Origin of the sequence: Streptomyces sp. NBC_01017 (genome assembly GCF_045162795.1) — a bacterium.
In the GTDB taxonomy this organism is placed as follows: domain Bacteria; phylum Actinomycetota; class Actinomycetes; order Streptomycetales; family Streptomycetaceae; genus Streptomyces; species Streptomyces machairae.
Window position 1 is genome coordinate 3,614,435 of sequence record NZ_CP108683.1, and the last position, 25,228, is coordinate 3,639,662.

Below are 25,228 nucleotides of genomic sequence, written 5' to 3' on the forward strand. Positions count from 1 at the left end.
CGCCTCACCGGGACCGCCCGACCCCGCGCCGTCGCGAAGTCCCCCCACCGGCGCAGCGACGATGGACTCCCAGACCTCACAGTCATCTCAGGCACCTCAGCCGTCCCAGTCACCTCATACGTTCCAGGTCGACCTGCGTGGTCTGGTGGACCTGCTCTCCCACCACCTGTACTCCAGCCCGAAGGTCTACCTTCGCGAGCTGCTGCAGAACGCTGTCGACGCCATCACCGCCAGACGCGCCGAAGAGCCGGACGCGCCCGCCAAGGTCCGCCTGTACGCCGAGTCGGGCGCCCTGCGGGTCGAGGACTCCGGGGTCGGACTGACCGAGGCGGACGTGCACAACCTCCTCGCCACCATCGGCCGTAGCTCCAAGCGTGCCGAGGGCCTTCAGGAGGCCCGGTCCGACTTCCTCGGCCAGTTCGGCATCGGGCTGCTGGCCTGTTTCGTGGTCGCCGAGCGGATCCGGGTGGTCAGCCGCAGTGCCCGTACGCCGGACGCGGCGCCCGTGGAGTGGACGGCGACGGACGACGGTTCGTACACCGTGCGGACGCTGCCGGACGACGCCCGCACCGAACCGGGCACCACCGTGCACCTGGTGGCGCGGGCCGGGGCCGGGGAGTGGCTGGCGCAGGACCGGGTTCTCGCGCTGGCGCGGGACTTCGGCTCGCTGCTGCCGTACGACGTCCGGGTCGGCGACGAGGCGGTCACCGACCTCCCCGCCCCCTGGGACCGCCCGTACCCCTCCCCCGCCAACCGCAGGGTCGCCCTGGCCCGGCACTGTCACGACCTGTTCGGCTTCACACCGCTGGACTCGATCGAGCTGGACGTGCCGCTCGCGGGCATCCGTGGCGTGGCGTACGTCCTTCCGTCGGCGGTCAGCCCCGCCCAGCGGGCCGGTCATCGCGTCCACCTCAAGGGCATGCTGCTGACCGAGCGTGCCGAACAGCTGCTGCCCGACTGGGCGTTCTTCGTGCGCTGTGTCCTGGACACCGACAGCCTGCGGCCGACGGCCTCACGGGAGTCGCTGTACGAGGACGAGACGCTGGCGGGCGTACGGGAAGCGCTCGGCGAAAGGATTCGGTCCTGGCTGACGGGGCTGGCGGCCGGTGATCCGGAACGGCTGGCGGCGTTTCTGTCCGTGCACCACCTGGGCGTGAAGTCCCTGGCGCGGCACGACAAGGAGATGCTGCGCACGATGCTGCCGTGGCTGCCCTTCGAGACGACCGACGGGCGGCTGTCCCTGGAGGAGTTCGCGCAGCGGCACCCGGTGGTGCACTTCACGCGGACCGTCGAGGAGTACCGGCAGGTCGCGCCGATCGCGTCCGCGCAGGGCGTCGGCGTGATCAACGGCGGTTACACGTACGACAGCGAGCTGGTCGAGGCGCTGCCGTCGGTGCGGCCGGGGACGGTCGTCGCCGAGCTGGACGCGGACACCGTGACCGCGCATCTGGACTCGGTCGACCCGGCCGAGGAGCTGGCTCTGGCGGGCTTCCTTGCGGCCGCGCGGGCGAAGCTCGATCCGCTGGGCTGTGACGTCGTGCTGCGCGCCTTCCATCCGCTGTCCGTGCCCGCTCTGCACCTCGACGACCGGGCGGCCCGGCACGAGCAGGCGCGCGCGGAGGCCGAGGAGCAGGCCGACGACCTGTGGGCGGGCATTCTGGGCTCGCTGCGCGGCAGCGCGCCACGCGCGCGTCTGGTGCTCAACCACCTCAACCCGCTGATCCGGCGGATCAGTTCACTGGGCGATCCCGAGCTGATCGGCACCGCCACCGAGTCCCTCTACGGGCAGGCCCTGCTGATGGCGCAGCGCCCGCTCAGGCCGGCGGACTCGGCGCTGCTGAACCGGGCCTTCATCGGCCTGCTGGAGTGGGCCACGAACGGCGAGGAGGGCCGCCGATGAGCGATGTCACGGACTTCGACTCGCTGCGCCGGGCAATGGCGGAGAACTCCGAGGAGCCGGAGGGTCCCGCCCGCAACGCGCGCGCGGAGCAGCTGCTCGCCGAGGCGGAGAAGCTGGGCGTCCCGCTCGCCGTGATCGAGGCGCTGGGACACCAGCTGAAGGTCTACAACTACAGCTCCGAGAAGGACAAGATGTTCGTCCCCTTCGCGCGTCTGCTGCGCATGTGGGACGAGCGCCCCGAGGACTTCGACGAGTACGAGACGCACTCGTTGCACTGGGTCTTCAAGTGGATGTCGTCCGGCATGCTCGACCAGCCGCATGTGCCGCTCGCCTCGATCGAGAAGTGGCTCGGCGAGATGGAGCACCGCTACCGGCTGGCCGGGCACTCCGAACGGGCCGTGCGCAGCGCGGAGTTCAGCGTGGCCGCACATGTCGGGGACGTGGCGCGGGCCGAGCGGGCGTACGGCGCGTGGCTGGCCGCGGACCGGGACGCCATGGCCGACTGCCACGCGTGCGAGCTGCACGGGCAGGGCTGGTGGCAGGCCGAGCGGGGCCGGGACGCGGAGGCGCTCGAACTGTGGGCGCCGGTCCTGGAGGGCGAGTTCGCCTGCGCCCACGAGCCGCACACGGTCCTCGCGTCCTCCCTGGCACCGCTGCTGCGCCTGGGCCGCGTGGACGAGGCCCGCGCCAACCATCTGCGGGGCTTCAGGCTCGTACGTGCCATGGAGAGCATGCGCGGCGCCTACGCGGACCACGTCGAGTTCTGCGTGCTGACCGGCAACGAGGCGCGCGGCCTGGAGCTGCTCGCGGAGCGGCCGGCGTACTTCACGGACACCGGGCATCCGCGCAGCAAGCTGGAGTTCATGGCGGTGGTGGCGCTGCTGATGGACCGCCTGACCGAGCTGGGGCTGGGCGGACAGCGGGTCCCGGGGCCGGCGGGCCGTGACTGGACCGCCGGTGAACTGGCCGCACACGCGCGTGCGCAGGCCCTCGCGCTGGCGGCGGACTTCGACGGGCGCAACTGCACGGAGCACGTCAGCGAACGGGCACGCGCGCGCATGGGGCAGCGGCCACTGGTGGAGCGGCTGCCGCTGGGGGTGCGTACGGCGGCCCGGCCCAAGGCGGTGGCGATGCCCGCGCCGGCTGCGGTCGTCGCACCCGACGGTTCCGCGACGGCCGCCGCGGAGGCCGACCTGCCCGCGCTGCTCGCCGAGGCACGGCGGCTGTCGGACACCCTGCAACCCAACGCCATCGAGGCCTGGGCCGCCGTCTCCCGAGCCGCCGAGGGCGTCGAGCTGCACGCCCTCGACCGCGCGGAGATCGCCGACCACCGGGCGATGGACCTGGGCCCCGAGGGCGTTCCCCTCTTCGAGGAGGCCGCCGAGCTGTACGCGGCGGCGGGCGACCCCGGCGAGGCGCTGGCGGCACGCGCGCGTGGAGCGTACGTAACCGCTCTCACCGGCGAGGTCCCGCAGGCCCTCACGGCGATCGCCGACCTGTACGACCGGGTTCTCGCGCTGTACGCCGAGGACGGCACGGGCGTGCGTCAGACGGCGGCCGTGCTGATGTGCCGGGCGCGGATTCTGATGCGGCGGGTGCACGAGACGCAGGACGCGGTGCCGGAGGCCGTGCTGACCGACGCCGAGACCGCCGCCCGTGAGGTGCTCGCGCTCGTCGACGGGCGGGCCGGCGACGACGTACGGCTTGCCTCGCGGGCCGCGGAGGCGCAGGCGATGCTCGCGGAGCTGGCGGCGCTCACCGGGGACGTGGAGGGGGCCGCGGAGCTGTTCGCGCGGGCTTCGGCGGAGTTCGTCGGGGCGGGGCTGCCGTGGTTCGCGGTGGAGTACGAGGCCCGGCTGGCCGGGCTCGCGCACCATCTCGGCGACACCGCGGAGGCCGAGCGGGCGCTGCGGGCGGCCCTGGAGCACGGCGGGCCGCACCTGGAGGCGCCGGGGCGTGCCCAGCTGCACCTCCAGCTGGCCGAGGTGCTCGGCGGCCGGGGGCTGTCCGAGGAGGCCGCCGAACACGCCCTTCAGGCGGCGCACTGGGCCGACGAGGCGGGCGAGAGCCGCACGCTGGGCGCCTGGGCGCGGCAGCAGCTGGGCGGATTCCTGCTGCGGCAGGGACGGTTCGCCGAGGCCGCCGAGGTGCTGGAGTCGGCGCTGCCCGACCTGAGCGCCGAGACGCACGGCGACGGCGCGGTCGTCCAGACGCAGTGGTGGCTCGGCGACTGCCAGAGCGAGCTCGGGGAGCACCGCGAGGCAGCCGAACGCCGGTTGCAGGCGGCCGAGATCGCCCGGCACTGGCCCGAGCAGCACGACCACGCCACGCTGGCCCACCTCGCCGCCGAGTCCCTCGGCCACGCGGGCCTGCACGCCGAGGCGGACCAGGCGTACGCGCGCGCGGGTGGGCTGTGGCGCACCCTCGGCAACGTGCACGGCCTGGTGCGCTCCCTGCGTGCCCGCGCGTGGCTGGCGCTGCGGGTGGAGGACGTGGAGGGCACGTCCGAGTTGATGGCGAGCGCTGTCGAGGAGTGCAGGGCGGCGCTGGAGGCGGTCGGCGACGACGAGGCGCGCGAACGCCTGGTCGCCGAGCTCGGGCACACCCACCGGCAGTTCGGTGACCTGCTGGCCCGTTCGGCCACCGAGGACGCCGAGGACGAGTCGATCCGGACCGCGCTGGAGGAGGCCCTGTCCCAAGTGACGCGGGCCGTCGCGGTGTTCGCCTCCCTCGGCGAGGACGCCCTGCACAGCCGCACCGGCGCCGAACTCGCCGCGGGCTGGCTGGAGGCCGACCTGAGCCGCCCGGCCGAGGCCGCGGCACGCGCGCGTGCGGTGCTGGTGGCGTACGAAGGCCACGACGAGGGCGACGAGACGGCGCAGGAGCGCCGGGCGGAGGCCGGGCAGATGCTGCAGGTGGTGCAGGAGCAGGCCGACGCGGAGCGGGAGAAGGCGTAGCTCCCGGCCGGGGCGGGGCCTTTCGGCGTGGCGCTACTCCACGCCGATGAGCAGCAGCGCTCCCTGCCGTCCGCCCCGGTACACCACGGTGTCGACGGCCAGATACGACTCACGCACGCGTGCTTCGAGGTGCTCGGCGATCGTCTCGGGTGCCTCGTCGCCGAGGACGAGGGTGACGAGTTCACCGCCGGCCGAGAGCATGCGGTCCAGGACGGTCTCGGCGGTGGCCGTGACGTCCGTTCCGATCACGGCCACGTCGCCGTCGATGAGGCCGAGGACGTCGCCGGCCTGGCAGATGCCGGCCATGGTCCAGGACTGGCGTTCGGCGACGGCGACCTCGGCGTAGCGGGTGGCGCCGGCCGCCGAGGTCATCGACACGACGTCCTCGTCGAAGCGGCGGTCCGGCTCGTGCACGGCGAGCGCCGCGATGCCCTGGACCGCGGAGCGGGTGGGGATCAGTGCCACGCGGATGCCCTCCGTGCGGGCCTGCTCGGCCGCCGCGGCCGCGGTGTGGCGCAGTTCGGCGTCATTGGGCAGCAGCACGACCTCACGCGCGTGGGCACGCCGTACGGCCTGCACGAGCTCCCCGCTCGCGGGCGGCTCCCCGGGGCGGGCGAGGACGGTGGTCGCGCCGGCCTCGCTGTACAGCCCGGCCAGGCCCTCGCCGGGCACGACGGCGACCACGGCACGCTGGGCCCGCTCCCGGGGCGGCCGCTCGGCACCGGTGGTGTGCACGTCACCGGCACCGAAGTGGGTGATCCGGATCCGGTAGGGCCGACCGGCCTCGACGCCGGCCTCCACGGCGGCCCCGGCGTCGTCGACGTGCACATGCACGTTCCACAGCCCGTCACCGCCGACGATCACGAGCGAGTCCCCGAGGGCGTCGAGCCGCCCCCGCAGCCGCGCCACGGCCGCGTCCTCGGCCTCCAGCAGGTAGATCACCTCGAACGCGGGCGCACCCGCAGCGACGGCGTCGGCGCAGTCCTCGGCGTCGGCGAGGTAGGTGAGGGAGGTGAGGGAGGTGCCGTCACCGGGTGAACCGCCCGCCACGCGCGGGTGCACGCCGGAGACCTGGTGAACCAGCGGGGCTGCCGCTTCCCCCGTGAAGGTCTCCACCAGCGCACCCAGCACCGCAAGCAGCCCCCGTCCGCCGGCGTCGACGACCCCCGCCCGCTCCAGGACCGCCAGCTGCCCGGGCGTCTCGGCCAACGCCACGCGCGCGCCCTCGTAGGCCGCCCGCGCGACGGCCCCGCAGTCGTCGTGCGCGACCCCGCCGGCCGCGTCGGCGGCTGCCGAGGCGACCGTGAGGACGGTTCCCTCGACGGGGTGGGCCACGGCCTGGCGGGCGGAGTCCGCGGCATGGCGCAGGGCGAGGCCGAGGCCGGAGCCATCGGTATGAGCCGTCTCACCCTCGGCGGCGAGCACCTGCGCCATGCCGCGCAGCAGCTGGGCGAGGATCGTCCCGGAGTTCCCCCGGGCGCCGATCAGGGCCCCGTGCGCCATCGCGCGGGCGGCGTCCGCCAGGGTGGGCTTGCCCACGTCGTACGCGGTGAACACGGCCTCCACCGCCGCGACCGCCGACTCCACCGTCAGATACAGGTTCGTGCCGGTGTCCCCGTCGGCCACGGGATAGACGTTGATCGCGTCGATCTCCTCACGCGCCCGGCCCAGTGACTCCAGCGCGAGGCCGCACCAGGTGCGCACCGCGAGAGCATCGAAGAATGTCTGCGGCACCTGCGCCACCTGCGCCTCCTTGAGCTGCCGACCGTGGCACGCAGCGTAGACCCAGAGAGGGTGCGCGCCGGAAGCGGGCCGGGAGCGGGCCCCTGATCAGGCATGGTAGTTTCGTTGGACTGGCGCAGTCGTTGTATGCTGCTCCGGTTGCCCGATGAAAATCGGGCCGTTCCCCTGGCAGCGCCACTCAGATCTCTCATCGTAGATCTCGATCCCGGCATGCCGGGATTATCCGTAAGAGCATCTGAAGTCTTTGGAGTGACCCGTGGCTGCCAACTGCGACGTCTGCGGCAAGGGGCCGGGCTTCGGCAACAACATCTCGCACTCGCACCGCCGTACGTCCCGTCGCTGGAACCCGAACATCCAGCGCGTCCGTACCGTGGTCGGCGGGACGCCGAAGCGCGTGAACGCCTGCACCTCGTGCATCAAGGCCGGCAAGGTCTCGCGCTGACGCACAGCTAAGCGCGCGGCCACAGCTGGTTCGCTGCAGTAAGCCGGTCCACCTCAGGGTGGACCGGCTTTTTGCCATGCCCGCGGGCTGGTTCTCGCGGCGCGACGCAAGAGTCCTGACGCGAGATTCCCCGCGCCGTCAAAGGGCCGTGGTGCCCCGTGTGAGGGCCCAGCCGTGATCCACGGGCCCGATCCCCCCGCCCAGTGCGAAACCGGCGGCGATGGCGCCCGTGACGTACTCCTTGGCAGCCGCCACCGCATCCGGCACGGACAGCCCCTTCGCGAGGTGTGACGCGATCGCGGAGGCGAGGGTGCAGCCCGTGCCGTGGGTGTGGCGGTTGTCGTGGCGCGGGGCGCGCAGCCAGTGCTCCTCGGAACCGTCGGTGAGGAGGTCCACGGCGTCGCCCGCGAGATGGCCGCCCTTCACCACGACCCACCGGGGCCCGTACGCCAGCACGGCCGCCGCGGCCCGCCTGAGGTCGTCCTCCGCCTCGACGTGCACGCCGGTGAGTTGGGCCACCTCGTCGAGGTTCGGGGTCGCCACGGTCGCCACCGGCAGCAGCTTCGTGCGTACGGAGTCCAGCGCAGACGCCGCGAGCAGCGAGTCGCCGTGCTTGGACACACCCACCGGGTCGATCACGGCGGGCACGTCGGTGCCGCCGATCAATTCGGCCACCGTCTCGACGAGTTCGGCCGACGCGAGCATGCCCGTCTTGACCGCCTGCACGCCGATGTCGTCGAGGACGCTGCGGTACTGGGCCCGTACCGCCTCCACCGGCAGCTCCCAAGCGCCTTGCACGCCGAGGGAGTTCTGGGCGGTGACAGCGGTGATCACGCTCATACCGTGCACGCCGAGCGCGAGCATCGTCTTCAGGTCGGCCTGGATGCCCGCGCCGCCCCCGGAGTCGGAGCCGGCCACCGTAAGGACGTTGGGAATCACGACTCGATGTCCCCTCCGAAGTGGTCCCAGCCGCCCTTGCGGGTCCACGGTGCCCCGTCCACCGTCACTTGGGGCAGCGCCGAGGGGTTGAGGACCTCGCCGATGACCTTCCAGCGGGCCGGTAGCTTCACGTCCGGCGGGAAGGTCGCCACGATCGCGTGGTCCTCTCCCCCGGTCAGCACCCACTGCATGGGGTCGACGCCGACGGCCTGCCCGATGTCGTTCATCTGGGAGGGGATGTCGATCGCGCCGGAGCGGATGTCGATACGGACCTTGCTGGCCTCGGCGATGTGCCCGAGGTCGGCGATCAGCCCGTCGCTCACGTCGCACATCGCGGTCGCGCCGAGCCCGGCGGCGGCCGGACCCGCGTGATACGGCGGCTCGGGGCGCCGGTGTGCCTCGACGAAGGCGCGCGGCGAGCGGAAACCGCGGGCGAGCACGGCGTATCCGGCCGCGGACCACCCCAGCCAGCCCGTCACGGCGACCATGTCGCCGGGCTGCGCGCCCGCGCGCGTCACGGGCTCCTGGTTGCGCAGATCGCCGAGCGCGGTGATCGACACCATGATCGTGTCGCCCCGTACGACGTCCCCGCCGACCACGGAGGCACCCGCGACCTGGCATTCGTCGCGCAGGCCGTCCATCATCTCGGTCGGCCAGGTCACCGGGAGTTCGGCGGGCACGACCAGGCCGAGCAGCAGCGCCGTCGGCACCGCGCCCATGGCGGCGATGTCCGCGAGGTTCTGCGCGGCGGCCTTGCGGCCCACGTCGTACGCCGTGGACCAGTCGCGGCGGAAGTGCCGCCCCTCCAGCAGGATGTCGGTGCTGGCGACCACCCTGCGGTCGGGCGCGGCCACCACCGCGGCGTCGTCGCCGGGGCCGACCCGGACCGCCGGGGTGGTGGTGAGACGGGAGGTGAGCTCCCTGATGAGCCCGAACTCGCCGAGTTCACCAACAGTGCCCTTCATTGCCCTTACGCCCCTTCTGTCCCTGTCCGCACCCGGTCGCGCGTCACTACTGTCCTCGCTACGGTCGACGTGTACGTCAACTTCTGTCGTGTCTGCACCCCGGCGCGCAAGCCCCGGCCACCGCAGGTCTCCCCGCGGCGAGCGGCGACGCGATACCGTGGCGTTCCTTTTCCCCACATGATCCTCGTGGCCGCCCTGGAGGTTCCGTGGTACAGGCGTACATCCTGATCCAGACGGAGGTCGGCAAGGCGTCGACCGTCGCCGAGACGATCAGCAAGATCCCTGGAGTCATCCAGGCCGAGGACGTCACAGGACCGTACGACGTCATCGTGCGCGCCCAGGCCGACACCGTCGACGCCCTGGGTCGCCTGGTGGTCGCCAAGGTCCAGCAAGTGGATGGCATCACCCGCACCCTGACCTGCCCGGTCGTACATCTGTAGCCCCCGTCTACCCTTGGCCGGTGAACTCTTTCCGTCACCGGCGCATTTCTGTCCTCGGGCTGCCCGCGCTCGTCCTGCTGATCACCGCAGCGGGCTGCTCATCAGCAGACGGCAGCGCGTCGGCGGCGGTTCCCAGCCCCGGCGCGAAAGCCAGGCAACTGTGCCGGAACCTCGACAAAGTGCTGCCCGCCAAGGTGGACGGTGAGAGCCGTGAGGACCCCTCGCCCGCGTCCGCGCTGACCGCGGGCTGGGGGGACTCGGCGATCATACTGCGGTGCGGTGTGCCGCAGCCGCCGAAGATGGTCGATCCGAAGGTGGCCGAGGGCCGGGATCCGGACGCGGTGGCCGGTGGCGTGGAAGACGTCAGGTGGTTGATGGAGAAGCAGGACGACGGCGGGTACCGGTTCACGACCGCCAGCCGTCTCGCGTATGTCGAGGTCGCCGTGCCGGAGGGCCGGGACAGCTCCAGTGTGCTGATCGACCTGGCTCCGGCCATCAAGAAGGCGATCCCCGAGGGGATCGCCAACTGAACACCACAGGCCTGACGGGAACGGACCCGAACGGGTCCGGCTCCTACCGCAGACCCGTCGACCTGCGCAGCGCCGCCTCGATCAGCCGGTCCACCAGGTCCGGGTAGCTGATCCCGCTCGCCTGCCACATCTGCGGGTACATCGAGATCGGCGTGAAACCGGGCATCGTGTTGATCTCGTTGATCACGAACTCCCCGTCCTCGGTGAGGAAGAAGTCCGCCCGCACGAGCCCCTCGCACGAAGCCGCCTCGAAGGCGTCCACCGCCAGGCGCTGCACCTGCGCCGTCTCCTCCGGCGTCAGGGGCGCCGGCACGATCCCCGGCGTGGAGTCGATGTACTTGGCCTCGAAGTCGTAGTACGCGTGCGCGTCCGGCGGCGGGATCTCCGCGGGGACGGAGGCCCGCGGGCCGTCCTCGAACTCCAGCACGCCGCACTCGATCTCCCGGCCGCGCAGCGCCGCCTCGACGAGGATCTTCGGGTCGTGCCGCTGGGCCTCGGCGATCGCCTCGTCCAGGCCGGACAGGTCCTCGACCTTGGTGATGCCGATCGACGAACCCGCGCGCGCGGGCTTCACGAAGAGCGGCCAGCCGTGGTCGCCGGCGAGGTCGATGATCTTCTTGCGGGCGGCGGACTCGTCCCGCTCCCACTCGCGGGGCCGGATCACCACATACGGGCCCACCTTGAGCCCGAACGAGGTGAACACCCGCTTCATGTACTCCTTGTCCTGGCCGACGGCCGAGGCGAGCACTCCCGCACCCACGTACGGCACCCCGGAGAGCTCCAGGAGGCCCTGGAGGGTCCCGTCCTCGCCGTAGGGCCCGTGGAGCACCGGGAAGACGACGTCGATCTCGCCCAGCGCCTTGGGCACCGATCCGGGCTCGGTGTAGACGACTTCGCGGTTCGCCGGGTCGACGGGGAGCACCACGCCGCCCTCGCTCGACTCGGCCAGCTCCTCGACGTTGGGCGTACGGCGCTCGGTGATCGCCATGCGTTCCGGTTCGTCGGCGGTGAGCACCCAGCGGCCGCTCTGCGTGATGCCGATCGGCAGGACGTCGTACTTCGTCCGGTCGATCGCGCGCAGTACGGCGCCGGCGGTGACCATGGAGATCCCGTGCTCGGAGCTGCGGCCGCCGAACACGACGGCCACGCGCGGCTTGCGCGGCTGCTGGTCAGGGCTCTGGGAGAGGTTCTCGGTGCTCATATCGCGTTGAGCGTACCCGCCCGTAGGGGCCGAGTCAGCGTTCGGCCCGCGGTTAAGCCGGAGGGCGTGCCGGTGTTCGCTCAGCGTCGTTCCGGCTTCGCGCTGCGCGACATCAGCTCCTTCAGGGCGACCACGGGCGGCTTGCCCTCGTGCACGATGCCGACGACGGTCTCCGTGATGGGCATGTCGACACCGTGCCGCCGGGCCAGATCCAGCACGGACTCACAGGACTTGACGCCCTCGGCGGTCTGCTTGGTGACCGCGATGGTCTCCTGCAGGGTCATGCCCTTGCCGAGGTTGGTGCCGAAGGTGTGGTTGCGCGACAGCGGCGAGGAACAGGTCGCCACCAGGTCGCCGAGGCCGGCGAGTCCCGCGAACGTCAGCGGGTCGGCGCCCAGCCGGACCCCGAGCCGCGCGGTCTCGGCGAGGCCGCGCGTGATGAGCGAGCCCTTGGCGTTGTCGCCGAGCCCCATGCCGTCCGCGATGCCGACGGCGAGCCCGATGACGTTCTTCACGGCACCGCCCAGCTCGCAGCCCACCACGTCGGTCTCGGTGTAGGGCCTGAAGTACGGCGTGTGAGAGGCGGCCTGGAGACGCTGGGCGACAGCCTCGTCCGTACAGGCGACCACCGCGGCGGCCGGCATCCGCGCGGCGATCTCACGGGCGAGGTTCGGTCCCGTGACCACGGCGATCCGGTCCGAACCGACCTTGGCGACATCATCGATGACCTCGCTCATCCGCATCGCGGAGCCGAGTTCGACGCCCTTCATCAGCGAGACGAGGACCGTGCCGGGCGCGAGCAGCGGGGTCCACTCGGCGAGGTTGCCGCGCAGCGTCTGCGAGGGGATGGCGAGGACCGTGAAGTCGGCGCCGTGCGCGGCCTCGGCGGGGTCGGGCGTCGCCCGCAGGTTCTCCGGGAGCTCGACGCCGGGGAGGTAGTCGGGGTTCGTGCGGGTGGAGTTGACCGCTTCCGCCAGTTCGGGGCGGCGGGCCCAGAGGGTCACCTCGCAGCCCGCGTCGGCGAGGACCATGCCGAAGGCGGTGCCCCACGATCCGGTGCCCATGACGGCCGCCTTGACGGGCTTGCTCACGTGCCCTGCCCCTCTTCCTGCTCGGCCTTCTGCTGCACCGGCGTCTGCCGGTTGTGCGTTGCGGTCCGGCGCCGCTGCTCGATGCGCTCCTGACGCGGATCGTACGGCGTCGTCGGCGCCTTCTCGCCGCGGATCTCCTCCAGCTGGCGAGTGACGGCGGCCATGATGACCTCGGTCGCCTCCTTCAGCAACTCCGGGGTCATCTCCTTGTCGTAGAAGCGCGCGAGGTCGACCGGCGGACCTGCGAGCACCCGGTGGGTCTTGCGCGGAAGGACGTTGGCCTTCTTGGCGTACGGCGGCAGCAACTCGTTGGCGCCCCACTGCGCGACGGGGATCACCGGGCACTTGGTCTGCAGGGCGACGCGGGCGGCACCGGTCTTGCCCGTCATGGGCCACTGGTCCGGGTCCCGGGTGATGGTGCCCTCGGGGTAGAACGCGACGCACTCACCGCGCTCCACGGCGTCGATCGCGGCCCGGAAGGCGCTCAGCGCGTCCGTGGTCTCCCGGTACACGGGGATCTGGCCGGTGCCGCGCATCGCGGCGCCGACGAATCCCTTCTTGAAAAGCCCGCTCTTCGCCAGGAATCGCGGAACCCGGCCGGTGTTGTACTGAAAGTGCGCGTACGCGAAGGGATCGATGTGCGAATTGTGGTTCACCGCGGTGATAAATCCGCCCTCGGCCGGAATGTGCTCCATTCCACGCCAGTCCCGCTTGATCAGAACCACCAGCGGCGGTTTGCAGATCACCGCGGCGAAGCGGTACCAGAAGCCGATTCTGCGGCGGGGCACGCGGAGCACCTTCCTCTAGGAATCAAGGACATCGGGCCTGGGGGCCGCACAAGTGTCGCCCCAGGCCGCCGGTCTGTCGAGAACACCGTACGCCTCGCCGTCGCGGCTGCCGGATGGCCCTGGTGACGGCTGAGTGACAATGGCGGCGACTAGAGAGGGACGGAACGCGCGTGCAGTGGACCTTGGTCATACCCCTGAAACCCTTGGCGCGGGCGAAGAGCAGGCTGTCGGACACCGCCTCGGACGGGCTGCGCCCGGGCCTGGCCCTCGCATTCGCCCAGGACACCGTGGTGGCGGCGCTGGCCTGCCCGGCGGTGAAGGATGTGGCAGTAGTCACGGGCGACGCGCTGGCGGGCCGCGAGCTGGGCGCACTTGGCGCGCACATCGTCCCGGACGAGCCGGGCGGCGGCCTGAACGCGGCACTGGCACACGCGGCGGCAGTCGTACGGTCGTCCCGTCCCGAAAGCGCCCTGGCGGCCCTGAACGCGGATCTCCCGGCCCTGCGCCCGCTGGAATTGGCCCGCGTCCTGGACGCGGCAGCGGAATTCCCCCGCGCTTTCCTCCCCGACGCCGCAGCAATCGGTACCACTCTGCTGGCCGCTGCCCCCGGACATGAATTGCGGCCCGCATTCGGCGAGGATTCCCGGGCCCGCCATCGTGAGTCCGGGGCAGAGGAACTGTGCCTCGACGAGGTGGACTCGGTACGCCATGACGTGGACACCGGCGAGGACCTGCGGGCCGCACTGGCCCTGGGGGTGGGCTCGCGAACGGCGGCGGCAGCGGCACGTCTGCTCATTGCCCCGCACCCGGACCACAACCCGTCGTAGGGTTGCAGCCATGCAGGCCACCGCATACACCTACGACGAAGACACCCGCTCCGGCAGTGTCCTCCTGGACGACGGCACCCCCGTCCCCTTCGACGCCCCGGCGTTCGACGCGGGCGGCCTGAGGCTGCTGCGCCCCGGGCAGCGGGTCCGCATCGAGACGGAAGGCGACGGCGCGGCCCTGCGGATCACGCTGGTGACGCTGCAGACCCTCTAGAAACACGCCGCGGGCCGGACTCCACGGGGAGTCCGGCCCGGCGCGTGAGTGCCCTGCGGTGCTACCTGTGACCCGCAGTTCTACCTCTTGCGGGCGGTGGCCTTCTTGGCGGTGGTCTTGCGAGCCGTCGACTTCTTGGCGGGCGCCTTCTTGGCGGTCGCCTTCTTCGCCGGGGCCTTCTTGGCCGTCGCCTTCTTGGCCGTGGTCTTCTTCGCCGCGGTGGTCTTCTTGGCGGCGGCGGTGGTCTTCTTGGCCGTCGTCTTCTTCGCGGTCGTCTTCTTCGCGGCGGCCGTGGTCTTCTTGGCCGTCGTCTTCTTCGCGGTCGCCTTCTTCGCGGCCGCCTTGGTGGTCTTCTTCGCGGCGGCCTTCTTGACCGTCGCCGAGGCACCACCGGTCAGGCTGCCCTTGGGCGCCTTCTTGACGGCGACCTCGCCGCCCCGGGGGAGCTTCTTCGAGCCGCTCACCAGGTCCTTGAAGCCCTGACCCGCACGGAAGCGCGGAACGGAGGTCTTCTTGACCCGAACCCGCTCGCCCGTCTGGGGGTTACGGGCGTAACGAGCAGGCCGGTCGACCTTCTCGAACGAACCGAAGCCGGTGACGGAGACCCGCTCACCCGAGACGACCGCGCGGACGATGGCGTCCAGTACGTGGTCGACAGCCTCGGCGGCCTGCTGGCGGCCGCCCATCTTGTCGGCAATCGCTTCTACGAGCTGCGCCTTGTTCACGTCTTCCCCTTCGGAGACATCGCCAGAACGAAAGTGTTCAAGCTTTTTCGCACGTTAGGCAGATATATACCGCAAATCAAACACGAAACGGGCTAATCACCCTTGTGCCGCAACAGACTCGACAGTCTCGAAGGTGTTCAGCGTTCCTCTTCGGGGAATCGCCCCGCGTCGAGATCCGCCATGAACCGCTCCAGACGCCTTGTCGCTTCGGCGACGTCGTGCTTGGCCGCGGCCGTAATGACCAGCAGCTTCCGGGTCAGCGCCATCCGTACGCCCTCCGGGACTTGCAGTGCGCGCACCCTTCCATGCGCTTCCTTGAGTTGGTCCGCGACTGCCGCATAGAGCTCGAGTTGGCCGTCGTGTTCCATGCACAGATTGTGCCATCTGGGGCGAGTTGTCGCCTGCCAGGGGTGTAACTCCGGCCTCAAATGGCCTTCCGGGCACTTGCGGAAGCCGCGACTACAACACTCGCGTACCCCTTCAACATCCCTCGTAACGTGGGAAGTTGAGCGCCGCCGGCGAGCGACGCAGGGCCGTTCGGGTGCAGACATGGCAGTACCCCCGATCGGGCTGATCGGGGGTACTGCGGGGGTGTTGTGGTGGCCGAAAGTGGCCTTGTTTCGAAGTCTCGGCTCGCGCCTCGGGTCAGGCCCTCGGATCAGGCCCTCGGATCAGGACTGGAGGGTGCGCGGCTTGAACGACGGCCGCTTCGTCTCGTAAGCGGCGATGTCGGCCTCGTTCTGCAGGGTGATCGAGATGTCGTCGAGGCCGTTCAGCAGCCGCCAGCGGGAGTTCTCGTCCAGCTCGAAGGAGGCGGTGATGCCCTCGGCGCGCACCTCACGGGCCTGAAGGTCGACCGTGACCTCGGCCTGCGGGTCCTTCTCGGTGAGCTCCCACAGCGCGTCCACGATCTTCTGCTCCAGAACCACCGTGAGCAGGCCGTTCTTGAGCGAGTTGCCACGGAAGATGTCCGCGAAGCGCGACGAGATGACGGCCTTGAAGCCGTAGTTCTGCAGCGCCCACACGGCGTGCTCACGGGAGGAACCGGTGCCGAAGTCGGGTCCGGCGACCAGCACCGTGGCGCCTTCGCGCTCGGGGCGGTTGAGCACGAACTCCGAATCCTTGCGCCAGGCCTCGAACAGCCCGTCCTCGAACCCGTCCCGGGTCACCTTCTTGAGCCAGTGAGCAGGGATGATCTGGTCGGTGTCGACGTTGGAGCGGCGCAGCGGGACGGCCCGGCCGGTGTGCGTGGTGAATGCTTCCATGGCTGATCAGACTCCAGCGGGCGTACGGGTCTCGGCGTCGGACAGGTCGGCCGGGGAGGCCAGGTGGCCCAGGACCGCGGTGGCCGCCGCGACCTGCGGCGACACCAGGTGCGTACGACCGCCCTTGCCCTGCCGGCCCTCGAAGTTGCGGTTGGAGGTGGACGCGGAGCGCTCACCCGGGGCCAGCTGGTCGGGGTTCATGCCCAGACACATCGAGCAGCCCGCGTGCCGCCACTCGGCGCCGGCCTCCTTGAAGACGACGTCCAGGCCCTCGGAAACGGCCTGCAGACCCACCCGAGCTGAGCCCGGGACGACCAGCATCCGTACGCCGTCGGCGACTTTGCGGCCCTTCACGAGCTCCGCGGCGGCGCGCAGGTCCTCGATGCGGCCGTTGGTGCACGAGCCTACGAAGACGGTGTCCACCTTGATGGACCGCAGCGGCTGACCGGCCTCCAACCCCATGTATTCCAGGGCCTTTTCGGCGGCGAAGCGCTCCGAAGCGTCTTCGTACGAAGCCGGATCGGGGACGACCGCCGAAAGCGGCGCACCCTGGCCGGGGTTGGTGCCCCAGGTGACGAACGGCGACAGTTCGGCGGCCTCGATCACGACCTCGGCGTCGAACTCGGCATCCTCGTCCGTCTTCAGCGTCTTCCAGTACGCGACGGCCGCGTCCCAGTCCTCGCCCTTGGGGGCGTGCGGACGGCCCTCGAGGTAGTCGAAGGTGGTCTGGTCCGGGGCGATCATGCCCGCGCGGGCGCCGGCCTCGATCGACATGTTGCAGATGGTCATCCGGGCCTCCATCGAGAGGTTCTCGATGGCGGAGCCGCGGTATTCCAGGACGTAGCCCTGGCCCCCGCCGGTGCCGATCCGGGCGATGATCGCCAGGATCAGGTCCTTGGCGGTGACGCCCTCGGGCAGTTCGCCGTTGACCGTGATGGCCATGGTCTTCGGACGGGCCATGGGCAGCGTCTGGGTGGCCAGCACATGCTCGACCTGGGAGGTGCCGATGCCGAACGCCAGACCGCCGAAGGCGCCGTGCGTGGAGGTGTGCGAGTCACCGCAGACGACGGTCATGCCGGGCTGGGTCAGTCCCAGCTGGGGGCCGACGACGTGCACGACGCCCTGCTCGACGTCGCCCAGCGGGTGCAGGCGCACACCGAAGTCGGCGGCGTTCTTGCGCAGCGTCTCCAGCTGGACGCGGGAGACCGGGTCCGCGATGGGCTTGTCGATGTCGAGGGTCGGGGTGTTGTGGTCCTCGGTGGCGATGGTCAGGTCGAGCCGGCGCACCTGGCGACCGCTCTTGCGGAGGCCGTCGAAGGCCTGCGGGCTGGTCACCTCGTGCAGCAGGTGCAGATCGATGAAGAGGAGGTCGGGCTCGCCCTCGGCGCGCCGGACGACATGGTCGTCCCAGACCTTCTCCGCGAGTGTCCTACCCATCGCTTTCCCTCCGGCCGGTATACGGTCCACCGGCCCAACTAGAGATCTTGAGAAGGCGACCTGCGCCCGCGCCCCTGCTTCCGGGCGTCCGCCGCCAGGCCCGCTCTGGTTTACGGGCCGCTCTGCCTTCGTTCTTCCAGAGTGGCGTGTTCCACGGAAAATTGAACTTGCGTTTCACAGAGTGAGACGCGAGTATCGTTTCATGGACAACAGTAGCGGCGTCGGCGTCCTGGACAAGGCAGCCCTTGTCCTGAGCGCCCTGGAGTCCGGTCCGGCCACCCTCGCAGGGCTCGTCTCGGCCACCGGACTGGCACGACCCACGGCCCATCGACTGGCCGTGGCTCTGGAACACCACCGCATGGTGGCGCGTGACATGCAGGGCCGTTTCATTCTCGGCCCTCGACTCTCGGAACTGGCCGCGGCGGCCGGTGAGGACCGCCTCCTCGCGACGGCGGGCCCGGTCCTCACCCACCTCCGTGACGTGACCGGCGAGAGCGCACAGCTCTATCGCCGCCAGGGCGACATGCGCATCTGCGTCGCCGCGGCGGAGCGTCTGTCCGGCCTGCGGGACACGGTCCCGGTCGGCTCGACGCTCACCATGAAGGCGGGCTCCTCGGCGCAGATCCTCATGGCCTGGGAGGAGCCGGAGCGCCTGCACCGCGGGCTGCAGGGCGCCCGCTTCACAGCGACGGCTCTCTCCGGCGTACGACGCCGAGGCTGGGCCCAGTCGATCGGCGAGCGCGAGCCGGGCGTCGCGTCCGTCTCCGCGCCGGTGCGCGGCCCGTCGAACCGTGTGGTGGCCGCCGTATCGGTCTCCGGCCCCATCGAGCGCCTCACCCGCCACCCCGGCCGCATGCACGCACAGGCGGTCATCGACGCGGCGGGCCGCCTCTCCGAGGCGCTGCGCCGCTCGGGCTGATCGAAGGACGTCAGGGCCGGCCTCAACGCCGCGGCAGGCCCTGACAGTTAATGGGGCACGGGGGGGCGACAAGCCCCCACCACCGCGCACCCGCCCGAACAACAGAAACGGCCCCCCACCTCATGCGTATCCGCTGAGGTGGAGAGCCATCGTTCTGTACCCCCGACCGGATTCGAACCGGCGCTACCGCCTTGAGAGGGCGGCGTGCTAGGCCGCTACACAACGGGGGCCTGGACACTGCGTTTCCGCAGGTCCGAGCTGGTCTACCTGGACTCGAACCAAGACTAACTGAACCAGAATCAGCCGTGCTGCCAATTACACCATAGACCAATGTGGTTTAGACCAGTCAGTACCCCCGACCGGATTCGAACCGGCGCTACCGCCTTGAGAGGGCGGCGTGCTAGGCCGCTACACAACGGGGGCCCTAGCGATCCTGCATCGAAGTCGGTGGGAGCTACCCGAGCCGTCCTCGCGGGAAGGATCTGTACCCCCGACCGGATTCGAACCGGCGCTACTGCCTTGAGAGGGCAGCGTGCTAGGCCGCTACACAACGGGGGCTTTGCGGATGTGATCCGCGACGCAGATGAGCTCTGCGAGCTGGCCTACCTGGACTCGAACCAAGACTAACTGAACCAGAATCAGTCGTGCTGCCAATTACACCATAGGCCACTGGAACGCAAGCCCCTGAGGGGATATCGTTCTAGTTTGCTCCCCCGGATTCCGGCCTTTCGGCCCGCTCTCCGGCGGCGCAGGAAGAACATTACCCGAAGGTGGACGGGGCTCCAAAACGGGTATCCGCGCCGAGGAGCGCGGGGAGTTCGGCGAGGGAAGCGATCCGGTGCGGCCCGCCGGGGGCGTCCTCGCTGGTGTACACGCCGTCACGGTTGATCCACACCGACAGCAGTCCGGCGTCGGCGGCACCCCGCCCGTCGATCTCCGGGTGATCACCGACATACGCCACTTGGTGCGGGGCGAGCTCCAGTGCTGTGCAGGCGGCGTGGAAGGCGCCGGCTTCCGGTTTCGAGATGCCCAGCTCGGCGGCGCACAGGATCGCCTCGAACCGGTCGTGGACCCCGAGCACCCGCAGCTTGCGGTCCTGGACGACGAGGCTGGAGTTGGACAGCACGGCGTGTCGGTGACTGGTCGCGAGGGCGTCCAGGACGGGCAGGACGTCCGGGAACAGGGCCCAGGCGGCCTCGTAGTGCGTGATGTACCGCTGGAACCACGCCTCCGCCTCGGCGTCTGTGACCTCCTTGCCCAGGAAGACCCGTACGCGATCACGCCGCTGGCCCTCGAAGGTCGCCTCCCCCGCCGAGAACCGTGCCCACTGCTGATCGGTGACCTGGCGCCAACGCACGAGGGCCTTCTCGACGGTCTCGTACCCGTCGAGCAGGCCCTCGGCCAGCAGGTGCGCGCGCATTCCGGCGCGGTCGGCCGCGGTGTAGTCGAAGATGGTGTCGTCCACGTCCCAGACCACGGCCCTGATGCTCATGATCCGACGGTAACGCGGACGGCAGGGGGCTGTCCGTCAGTTGACCGTGGTGGTGCCGGTCACGGTGAGGGCGGGGCCCACCTCGTCGCGCGGCTCGGCGGTCAGCTTCCAGGTGTATGTGCCGGTGACGCGGCGGCCGTCGGCTCCGTAGCCGTCCCAGGCGGCGCGGACTGCGGCGCCCTTGGTGCTGCCGGTGAGGCTGCGCACGACCGTGCCGCTGCTGTCGGTCAGGGTGAGCGTCCAGTCGGCGGGCTTGTTGAGCTGCCACACGGGCTGCCAGGGGTTGGACTTCGTCGGGCCGCCCTGTACCGCGTCCGTCTGGGCCTCCGTCTGCGCGAGGGTCGAGGCGGGGACCCCGCTGCGGACGATCGACACCTCGCCGTAGGTGCCGTTGAGGTAGGCGATGTGGCCACCGAAGCGGTCGACGGCCCAGCGGCCGTTGCTGCCTCCCGTGTTCTGGTCCGTGGTGGGCAGCTTGACCAGGGTGCGGGTGGCGGCCGTACCGGTGTGGAAGTCGGTCAGCAGGAGTTCGTGGGTGGTGCGGTTCTCGCGGAGCAGGAAACCGTCGGCGAGGCGGGCCGGGCCCTGGTCGGCGGGGACCGTGATCTTGCGGTTCGTCGCCCGGTCGTAGACGCCCGCGGTGGAGCCGCAGGACCAGTACAGCCAGGTGTTGACCGCCTGGATGTCGCTCGGGGTGCAGGGCGCGCCGGTGGCCAGGGTGGCGACCGTCTGGCCCGTCTTGAGGCTCTTGCCGACGACCGAGCCCTGGGTGCTGCCGGGGGTCCACATCGTCTGGCCCCAGACGGCGGCCGCGGTGCGGGCGCGGCTGAGGGTGGTCTCGCCGTCGGTCGTGCCGCTCGGGAAGTCGACGACCTTCTGTGTGCCGGAGCCGCCGTTGTAGAGCACATAGCGGCCGGTGCCACCGGGGATACGGCCGGCGAAGTCGCCGCCCGTGGGCTCGGAGCGGCTGGGCGTCGTGGCGTCGGGGCCGACGTTGTGGACGAATTCCTGGCCCTCGGCGTCGGTCCACAGGTAGGAGACCCGGCCGTCGCCCAGGGCCTCCAGCTGGGGGCAGGCGGCGTCGCCCGGGAGGCAGGTGGTCTGGGTCAGCCCCGGACTGCGCGGGGTCTGCTGACCCGTGGGCCTGCCCGTGGAGTCCAGCTGGAAGCTGCTGAACCGGGAGGAGGCGCCCGGTGTCGAGCCGTACAGGAACAACTCGCCGCCGGCGACGGCCAGTCCCGCCACGCCGACCGCGTAGGCCGGGATCTGGGCCACCTTCTCGGTGGTGACCGTGCCGTCCTCGGTGGGCGTGATCCGGTGGACGTTCCAGTCGAGGCTGGAAGTGCCCGCGGTGGCGAGTGCGCCGCCGTCCGGGGTCGGGCCGATCCCGCCGAACGACGAGCTGAGCGCGATGGTGCTGGCGCCGGTCACGAGGGACTGGGCAATCAGTGTGGGCTGCTTTCCGGCCTCGACGAAGTCCGGGTTGCCGATGAGGAGTTGATCGCCGACCACGGCTTCGAGCTGAGCGCCCCATCGGGGGTGTCGGGTGGGCTCGGTGCCGGGCTCCGAGTCGATCCGTACCGACTTCCAGTCGGCGACGAGCCAGCGGTCGTTGTAGATGACCTCGGGGGCGGCGATCACGCCGGAGACGTAGGTGCGGAAGGTGCCGTCGGCCAGGTCGATGAGACCGACGGATGTCGTGCCGTCGACCTTGTAGACCACGGCGATCCGGCGGACCGAGCCGGCTTGCGGGTAGGCGGTGGGCTGGGCGCCCGCCGGGAGGCCGGAGACCGGCAGATCCGTGGTGGTGCCGTCGGGAGCCGCGCGCAGGACGTGGAGGGCACCGGAGCCGTCCCGGGTCAGCACGCTCCAGCCCACCGCGACCTGGTAGGTCTGGCCGGACGGGATGGTGAGGGTGGCGGTCACGCCCGTGGAATGGTGCTGCTGCGTGGCGGTCGCACCGCTCATCGTGGTGATGACGTCGGCGCCGGTGGCCAGGTCGTCCGGTCCGGCGTGCGCGGGCGGGACGACGCCCGGGTAGTCCACCCAGGTCGTGGAACCGCCGCTGACCATGCCGTAGCGGAAGCCGGACGAGCCGGCCCAGACGTACCGGATCTCCTGCCGCTTCTCCGTGCTGAGCCGGACGGTCCCCACCGGCGACTCCACGGCCTGCGCGGGCGTGATCGGCAGTGCGCACGTCAGCGCCACCGCCCCGCTGAGCGCCACCGTGGCAAGTCTTCGTGAACGAGTCACGTTCCCCTCCCTCTGTAACAGGGTGCACACGCACCTCATGTGCACAGGGAGCATCCAACGTCCGCTCAGAAAGCAGCAGTTGGCCGGAAGGGTGAACTCCGGGTGACGTCTGGGCGGACACGCGAAGGGCGGCGTCCGAACCGGACGCCGCCCTTCTGTGAACGCGTTATGCGGCCAGCTTGGCCAGCGCCGCGTCGATGCGGGCCAGCGTCTGCTCCTTGCCCAGGACCTCGAGGGACTCGAAGAGGGGCAGCCCGACCGTGCGGCCGGTGACGGCGACGCGGACCGGGGCCTGTGCCTTGCCGAGCTTGAGGCCGTGGGCCTCGCCGGCAGCCAGGACGGCCTCCTTCAGGGACTCGGGGGAGGTCCAGTCGGCCGCCTCCAGCTTCTCGCGGGCGGTCGTCAGGAGCGCGTCGCTGCCCTCCTTCATCGCCTTCGTCCAGCTCGGCTCGTCGAACACCGGCTCCGCGAGGAAGAGGAAGTCGACGTTGTCCGTGATCTCGGAGAGGACCTTCAGGCGCGTCTGGGCGTGCGGGGCGATCGCGTGCCATTTGGTCTCGTCGAAGTCCTCCGGCGCCCAGGGGGCGAACGGCGCCTTCAGCCACGGGGCGCAGCGCTCCGTGAAGTCCTTCACGTCGAGCATGCGGATGTGGTCGCCGTTGATCGACTCGCACTTCTTGAGGTCGAAGCGGGCCGGATTGGGCTGCACGTCCGCGATGTCGAAGGCCGCGACCATCTCGCCCATCGTGAAGATGTCCTGGTCGGCGGAGAGCGACCAGCCGAGCAGGGAGAGGTAGTTGAGCAGGCCCTCGGGGAGGAAGCCGCGCTCGCGGTAGAGGTTCAGCGACGACTCGGGGTCACGCTTGGAGAGCTTCTTGTTGCCCTCGCCCATCACATACGGCAGGTGGCCGAACTGCGGGGTCTGCTTGGCGATGCCCAGCTCCGTCAGCGCCTTGTACAGGGCGATCTGGCGGGGCGTCGAGGAGAGCAGGTCCTCGCCGCGCAGGACGTGGGTGATCTCCATCAGCGCGTCGTCGACCGGGTTCACCAGCGTGTACAGCGGGGCGCCGTTCGCGCGGACGATGCCGTAGTCCGGGACGTTCTCCGGGGTGAAGGTCAGCTCGCCGCGGACCAGGTCCGTGAAGGTGATCGTCTCGTCGGGCATGCGGAAGCGGACGATGGGCGCGCGGCCCTGGGCCTTGTACTCCACGACCTGCGCCTCGGTCAGCGCGCGGCAGTGGCCGTCGTAGCCGGACGGCTTGCCGGCGGCGCGGGCCGCCTCGCGGCGGCTGTCCAGCTCCTCCTGGGAGCAGTAGCAGTGGTAGGCGTGACCGCCGTCCAGGAGCTTCTGGCCGACCTCCTTGTAGAGGTCCATGCGCTGCGACTGCCGGTACGGCGCGTGCGGGCCGCCGACCTCGGGGCCCTCGTCCCAGTCGAAGCCCAGCCAGCGCATCGAGTCGAGCAGCTGCTCGTAGGACTCCTCGGAGTCGCGGGCCGCGTCGGTGTCCTCGATGCGGAAGACGAGCGTGCCCTGGTGGTGCTTGGCGAACGCCCAGTTGAACAGGGCGGTGCGGACCAGGCCCACGTGGGGGTTACCGGTGGGCGAGGGGCAGAAACGTACGCGGACGGGTGCGCTAGCCACGCTTGACAACCTTGTTGGTGAGAGTGCCGATGCCTTCGATGGTGACGGCGACCGCGTCGCCGACGTTGAGGGGGCCGACCCCTGCCGGGGTGCCCGTGAGGATCACGTCGCCGGGGAGCAGCGTCATGGCCTCGGAGATGTTGACGATCAGATCCTCGATCCGGTGGATCATCTCGCTGGTACGGCCGAGCTGGCGCTGTTCGCCGTTGACGGTGAGCTGGATCGTCAGGTCGGACGCCTTGTCGAGGTCCAGGTCCGTCTCCACCCAGGGGCCCAGCGGGCAGGAGGTGTCGAAGCCCTTCGCCCGGGCCCACTGCTTCTCGCGCTTCTGGACGTCGCGGGCGGTGATGTCGTTGGCGCAGGTGTAGCCGAAGATGACGTCCTTGACGCGTTCGCGCGGGACCTCGCGGCACATGCGGCCGATGACGACGGCCAGTTCGGCCTCGTGGTGGAGGTCCTCGGTGAAGGACGGGTACTGGATCTCGTCGCCGGGGCCGATCACCGCGGTGGACGGCTTGAAGAAGGCGAACGGGGCGTCGGGCACCTCGTGGCCGAGTTCGCGGGCGTGCTCGGCGTAGTTGCGGCCGAAGGCCACGACCTTGTTCGGGAGCACCGGCGGCAGCAGCCTGACCTTGCTCAGCGGCACCTTCGTACCGGAGAGCTCGAAGTCCGCGAACGGGATGCCCTTGATGATGTCGAGGACGAGCTCGTCAGGCTTGTCGCCCTCGACCGCGCCGAAGGCGACGTTCCCGTCGATGGAGAATCTGGCGATGCGCACGGGATCCCTGCGCCCCTCACTTGAGCCGGCTGGAGTCTGACGCTCCAGGCTAACGCGGCAAGGGGCAGGTGCCTCGCGCATTACCTCGGGTGAGGGCGCCTTGAATGATCCGGGGCCGGCGCGCGTACTACTGCGCGACGGAGGCCGTGGCGGGGACCTCCATGAGGACGGTGCGCCTGGGGTTCGCGGTCTGCGCCGGGAGGTCGACGGAGTGCTCCTGCTCCGGGGTCTGCAGGGCGTCGGCGTCCTTGAGGTGCGCCAGCGTCGTGCGCCGCGGGTTGGCTATGTTGTGGAACATCATCGTCGTCTTCACGGTTGTACGTGACCCTGTCGTGTTCGGGCGCCGGTGGAGGCAGGGGGCCTCGCGCGGGCGCGGATTGTCAAAGTCTTACATCATGTAAAGCGCGGGCTAAACCTGATGTTCCCCTCCGCGGTCACGCAGACCCTGTCAAGCGCATGTGAGTTTGCTCACGACTCTGCGGACGAACCCGGCAATTCAGGCCTGCAATTCACCCCCATGAAACGGACATTGAGCACCTGAAGCCATCATTCCGCTCCTGATCATGGCGACTGGGACACCCCTCGCACCCGAGCGGCTCGCGGGCATAAGTCCGATATAGACCGGATCATTTTCTACGGCAGGTAATCTCACCCTCACGCCGTGTCACGTATGTCACGGC

23 protein-coding genes and 5 tRNA genes are annotated in these 25,228 nt (G+C 70.5%); 8 read left to right on the forward strand and 20 right to left on the reverse strand.

Annotated features, from left to right (window positions below):
- Positions 1-61: 61 nt before the first annotated feature.
- Positions 62-1,900, forward strand: coding sequence for an HSP90 family protein (locus tag OG331_RS16380; protein WP_406196743.1), 1,839 nt, complete (start codon positions 62-64; stop codon positions 1,898-1,900).
- Entirely contained in the window at positions 1,897-4,857 is a 2,961-nt protein-coding gene (locus OG331_RS16385) for a tetratricopeptide repeat protein (protein WP_406196745.1), read from the forward strand. Before OG331_RS16380 ends, OG331_RS16385 begins: the two co-directional genes overlap by 4 nt.
- A 33-nt stretch (positions 4,858-4,890) precedes the next feature.
- On the opposite strand, the gene OG331_RS16390 is transcribed toward OG331_RS16385, so the two are convergent.
- Complete coding sequence (locus OG331_RS16390) at positions 4,891-6,600, reverse strand: DAK2 domain-containing protein (protein ID WP_406196747.1); 1,710 nt, start codon at positions 6,598-6,600, stop codon at positions 4,891-4,893.
- Positions 6,601-6,856: 256 nt separating this feature from the next.
- Between OG331_RS16390 and rpmB the strand changes: the two genes are divergently transcribed.
- A complete protein-coding gene (rpmB, locus tag OG331_RS16395) occupies positions 6,857-7,042 on the forward strand; it encodes a 50S ribosomal protein L28 (RefSeq protein WP_003993230.1) in 186 nt (61 codons plus the stop codon).
- Positions 7,043-7,180: 138 nt separating this feature from the next.
- On the opposite strand, the gene thiD is transcribed toward rpmB, so the two are convergent.
- Both thiD and OG331_RS16405 read right to left on the reverse strand, forming a co-directional pair.
- Positions 7,181-7,981 (reverse strand): bifunctional hydroxymethylpyrimidine kinase/phosphomethylpyrimidine kinase, encoded by an 801-nt coding sequence (gene thiD, locus OG331_RS16400; RefSeq protein ID WP_406196749.1) that lies wholly within the window; start codon positions 7,979-7,981, stop codon positions 7,181-7,183.
- The gene (locus OG331_RS16405) at positions 7,978-8,946 is read right to left on the reverse strand and encodes a thiamine-phosphate kinase (RefSeq protein ID WP_406196752.1); all 969 of its coding nucleotides are present in this window, start codon (positions 8,944-8,946) and stop codon (positions 7,978-7,980) included. The genes thiD and OG331_RS16405 overlap by 4 nt, the downstream gene beginning before the upstream one ends.
- A gap of 206 nt (positions 8,947-9,152) precedes the next feature.
- Here OG331_RS16405 and OG331_RS16410 point away from each other — a divergent pair, with 206 nt between their 5' ends.
- Both OG331_RS16410 and OG331_RS16415 read left to right on the forward strand, forming a co-directional pair.
- On the forward strand, positions 9,153-9,386 hold the full coding sequence (locus OG331_RS16410) for an Lrp/AsnC ligand binding domain-containing protein (protein WP_328422984.1): 234 nt from the start codon (positions 9,153-9,155) through the stop codon (positions 9,384-9,386).
- A gap of 20 nt (positions 9,387-9,406) precedes the next feature.
- Positions 9,407-9,916, forward strand: a complete 510-nt coding sequence (locus tag OG331_RS16415) for a DUF3515 domain-containing protein (protein ID WP_406196755.1) — start codon at positions 9,407-9,409, stop codon at positions 9,914-9,916.
- Positions 9,917-9,959: 43 nt separating this feature from the next.
- Here OG331_RS16415 and OG331_RS16420 read toward each other — a convergent pair whose 3' ends face one another.
- From OG331_RS16420 to OG331_RS16430, 3 genes are all read right to left on the reverse strand, one after another.
- Positions 9,960-11,117, reverse strand: coding sequence for a D-alanine--D-alanine ligase family protein (locus tag OG331_RS16420; RefSeq protein WP_406196758.1), 1,158 nt, complete (start codon positions 11,115-11,117; stop codon positions 9,960-9,962).
- 80 nt (positions 11,118-11,197) lie between these two features.
- Complete coding sequence (locus tag OG331_RS16425) at positions 11,198-12,208, reverse strand: NAD(P)H-dependent glycerol-3-phosphate dehydrogenase (RefSeq protein WP_406196760.1); 1,011 nt, start codon at positions 12,206-12,208, stop codon at positions 11,198-11,200.
- Positions 12,205-12,996, reverse strand: a complete 792-nt coding sequence (locus OG331_RS16430) for a lysophospholipid acyltransferase family protein (protein ID WP_406196762.1) — start codon at positions 12,994-12,996, stop codon at positions 12,205-12,207. The genes OG331_RS16425 and OG331_RS16430 overlap by 4 nt, the downstream gene beginning before the upstream one ends.
- 170 nt (positions 12,997-13,166) lie before the next feature.
- Here OG331_RS16430 and cofC point away from each other — a divergent pair, with 170 nt between their 5' ends.
- Together cofC and OG331_RS16440 are read left to right on the forward strand one after the other, a co-directional pair.
- Positions 13,167-13,823: a 2-phospho-L-lactate guanylyltransferase gene (cofC, locus tag OG331_RS16435; protein WP_406196765.1), complete on the forward strand. Its 657-nt coding sequence runs from the start codon at positions 13,167-13,169 to the stop codon at positions 13,821-13,823.
- A gap of 10 nt (positions 13,824-13,833) precedes the next feature.
- Positions 13,834-14,037: a hypothetical protein gene (locus tag OG331_RS16440; RefSeq protein WP_328878978.1), complete on the forward strand. Its 204-nt coding sequence runs from the start codon at positions 13,834-13,836 to the stop codon at positions 14,035-14,037.
- Between the two features lie 80 nt (positions 14,038-14,117).
- Here the strand turns inward: OG331_RS16440 and OG331_RS16445 are convergent, their stop codons facing one another.
- From OG331_RS16445 to leuC, 4 genes are all read right to left on the reverse strand, one after another.
- Positions 14,118-14,762 (reverse strand): HU family DNA-binding protein, encoded by a 645-nt coding sequence (locus tag OG331_RS16445; protein WP_406196768.1) that lies wholly within the window; start codon positions 14,760-14,762, stop codon positions 14,118-14,120.
- A 137-nt stretch (positions 14,763-14,899) separates the two neighbouring features.
- Entirely contained in the window at positions 14,900-15,130 is a 231-nt protein-coding gene (locus OG331_RS16450; protein ID WP_328878980.1) for a hypothetical protein, read from the reverse strand.
- Between the two features lie 303 nt (positions 15,131-15,433).
- Positions 15,434-16,027, reverse strand: coding sequence for a 3-isopropylmalate dehydratase small subunit (gene leuD / locus OG331_RS16455; protein ID WP_362384220.1), 594 nt, complete (start codon positions 16,025-16,027; stop codon positions 15,434-15,436).
- A gap of 6 nt (positions 16,028-16,033) precedes the next feature.
- Positions 16,034-17,464, reverse strand: a complete 1,431-nt coding sequence (gene leuC, locus OG331_RS16460) for a 3-isopropylmalate dehydratase large subunit (protein ID WP_406196772.1) — start codon at positions 17,462-17,464, stop codon at positions 16,034-16,036.
- 202 nt (positions 17,465-17,666) lie between these two features.
- Here leuC and ndgR point away from each other — a divergent pair, with 202 nt between their 5' ends.
- A complete protein-coding gene (gene ndgR, locus OG331_RS16465) occupies positions 17,667-18,383 on the forward strand; it encodes an IclR family transcriptional regulator NdgR (RefSeq protein ID WP_328423005.1) in 717 nt (238 codons plus the stop codon).
- Positions 18,384-18,540: 157 nt separating this feature from the next.
- Here the strand turns inward: ndgR and OG331_RS16470 are convergent.
- From OG331_RS16470 to OG331_RS16515, 10 genes are all read right to left on the reverse strand, one after another.
- A tRNA-Glu gene (locus tag OG331_RS16470) sits at positions 18,541-18,613 on the reverse strand.
- A 28-nt stretch (positions 18,614-18,641) separates the two neighbouring features.
- Positions 18,642-18,713, reverse strand: a tRNA-Gln gene (locus OG331_RS16475).
- 20 nt (positions 18,714-18,733) lie between these two features.
- Positions 18,734-18,806 (reverse strand) — tRNA-Glu (locus OG331_RS16480).
- A gap of 62 nt (positions 18,807-18,868) precedes the next feature.
- Positions 18,869-18,941: transfer RNA gene (locus OG331_RS16485), tRNA-Glu, on the reverse strand.
- A gap of 39 nt (positions 18,942-18,980) precedes the next feature.
- Positions 18,981-19,052 (reverse strand) — tRNA-Gln (locus OG331_RS16490).
- Between the two features lie 91 nt (positions 19,053-19,143).
- Positions 19,144-19,875, reverse strand: a complete 732-nt coding sequence (locus OG331_RS16495) for an HAD family hydrolase (RefSeq protein WP_406196775.1) — start codon at positions 19,873-19,875, stop codon at positions 19,144-19,146.
- Positions 19,876-19,911: 36 nt separating this feature from the next.
- Positions 19,912-22,128: a FlgD immunoglobulin-like domain containing protein gene (locus OG331_RS16500; protein ID WP_406196778.1), complete on the reverse strand. Its 2,217-nt coding sequence runs from the start codon at positions 22,126-22,128 to the stop codon at positions 19,912-19,914.
- A 166-nt stretch (positions 22,129-22,294) separates the two neighbouring features.
- On the reverse strand, positions 22,295-23,779 hold the full coding sequence (gltX, locus tag OG331_RS16505) for a glutamate--tRNA ligase (RefSeq protein WP_406196781.1): 1,485 nt from the start codon (positions 23,777-23,779) through the stop codon (positions 22,295-22,297).
- A complete protein-coding gene (locus tag OG331_RS16510; RefSeq protein ID WP_406196783.1) occupies positions 23,763-24,548 on the reverse strand; it encodes a fumarylacetoacetate hydrolase family protein in 786 nt (261 codons plus the stop codon). The genes gltX and OG331_RS16510 overlap by 17 nt, the downstream gene beginning before the upstream one ends.
- A 127-nt stretch (positions 24,549-24,675) precedes the next feature.
- Positions 24,676-24,861 (reverse strand): hypothetical protein, encoded by a 186-nt coding sequence (locus tag OG331_RS16515; RefSeq protein ID WP_362384231.1) that lies wholly within the window; start codon positions 24,859-24,861, stop codon positions 24,676-24,678.
- Positions 24,862-25,228 lie beyond the last annotated feature (367 nt).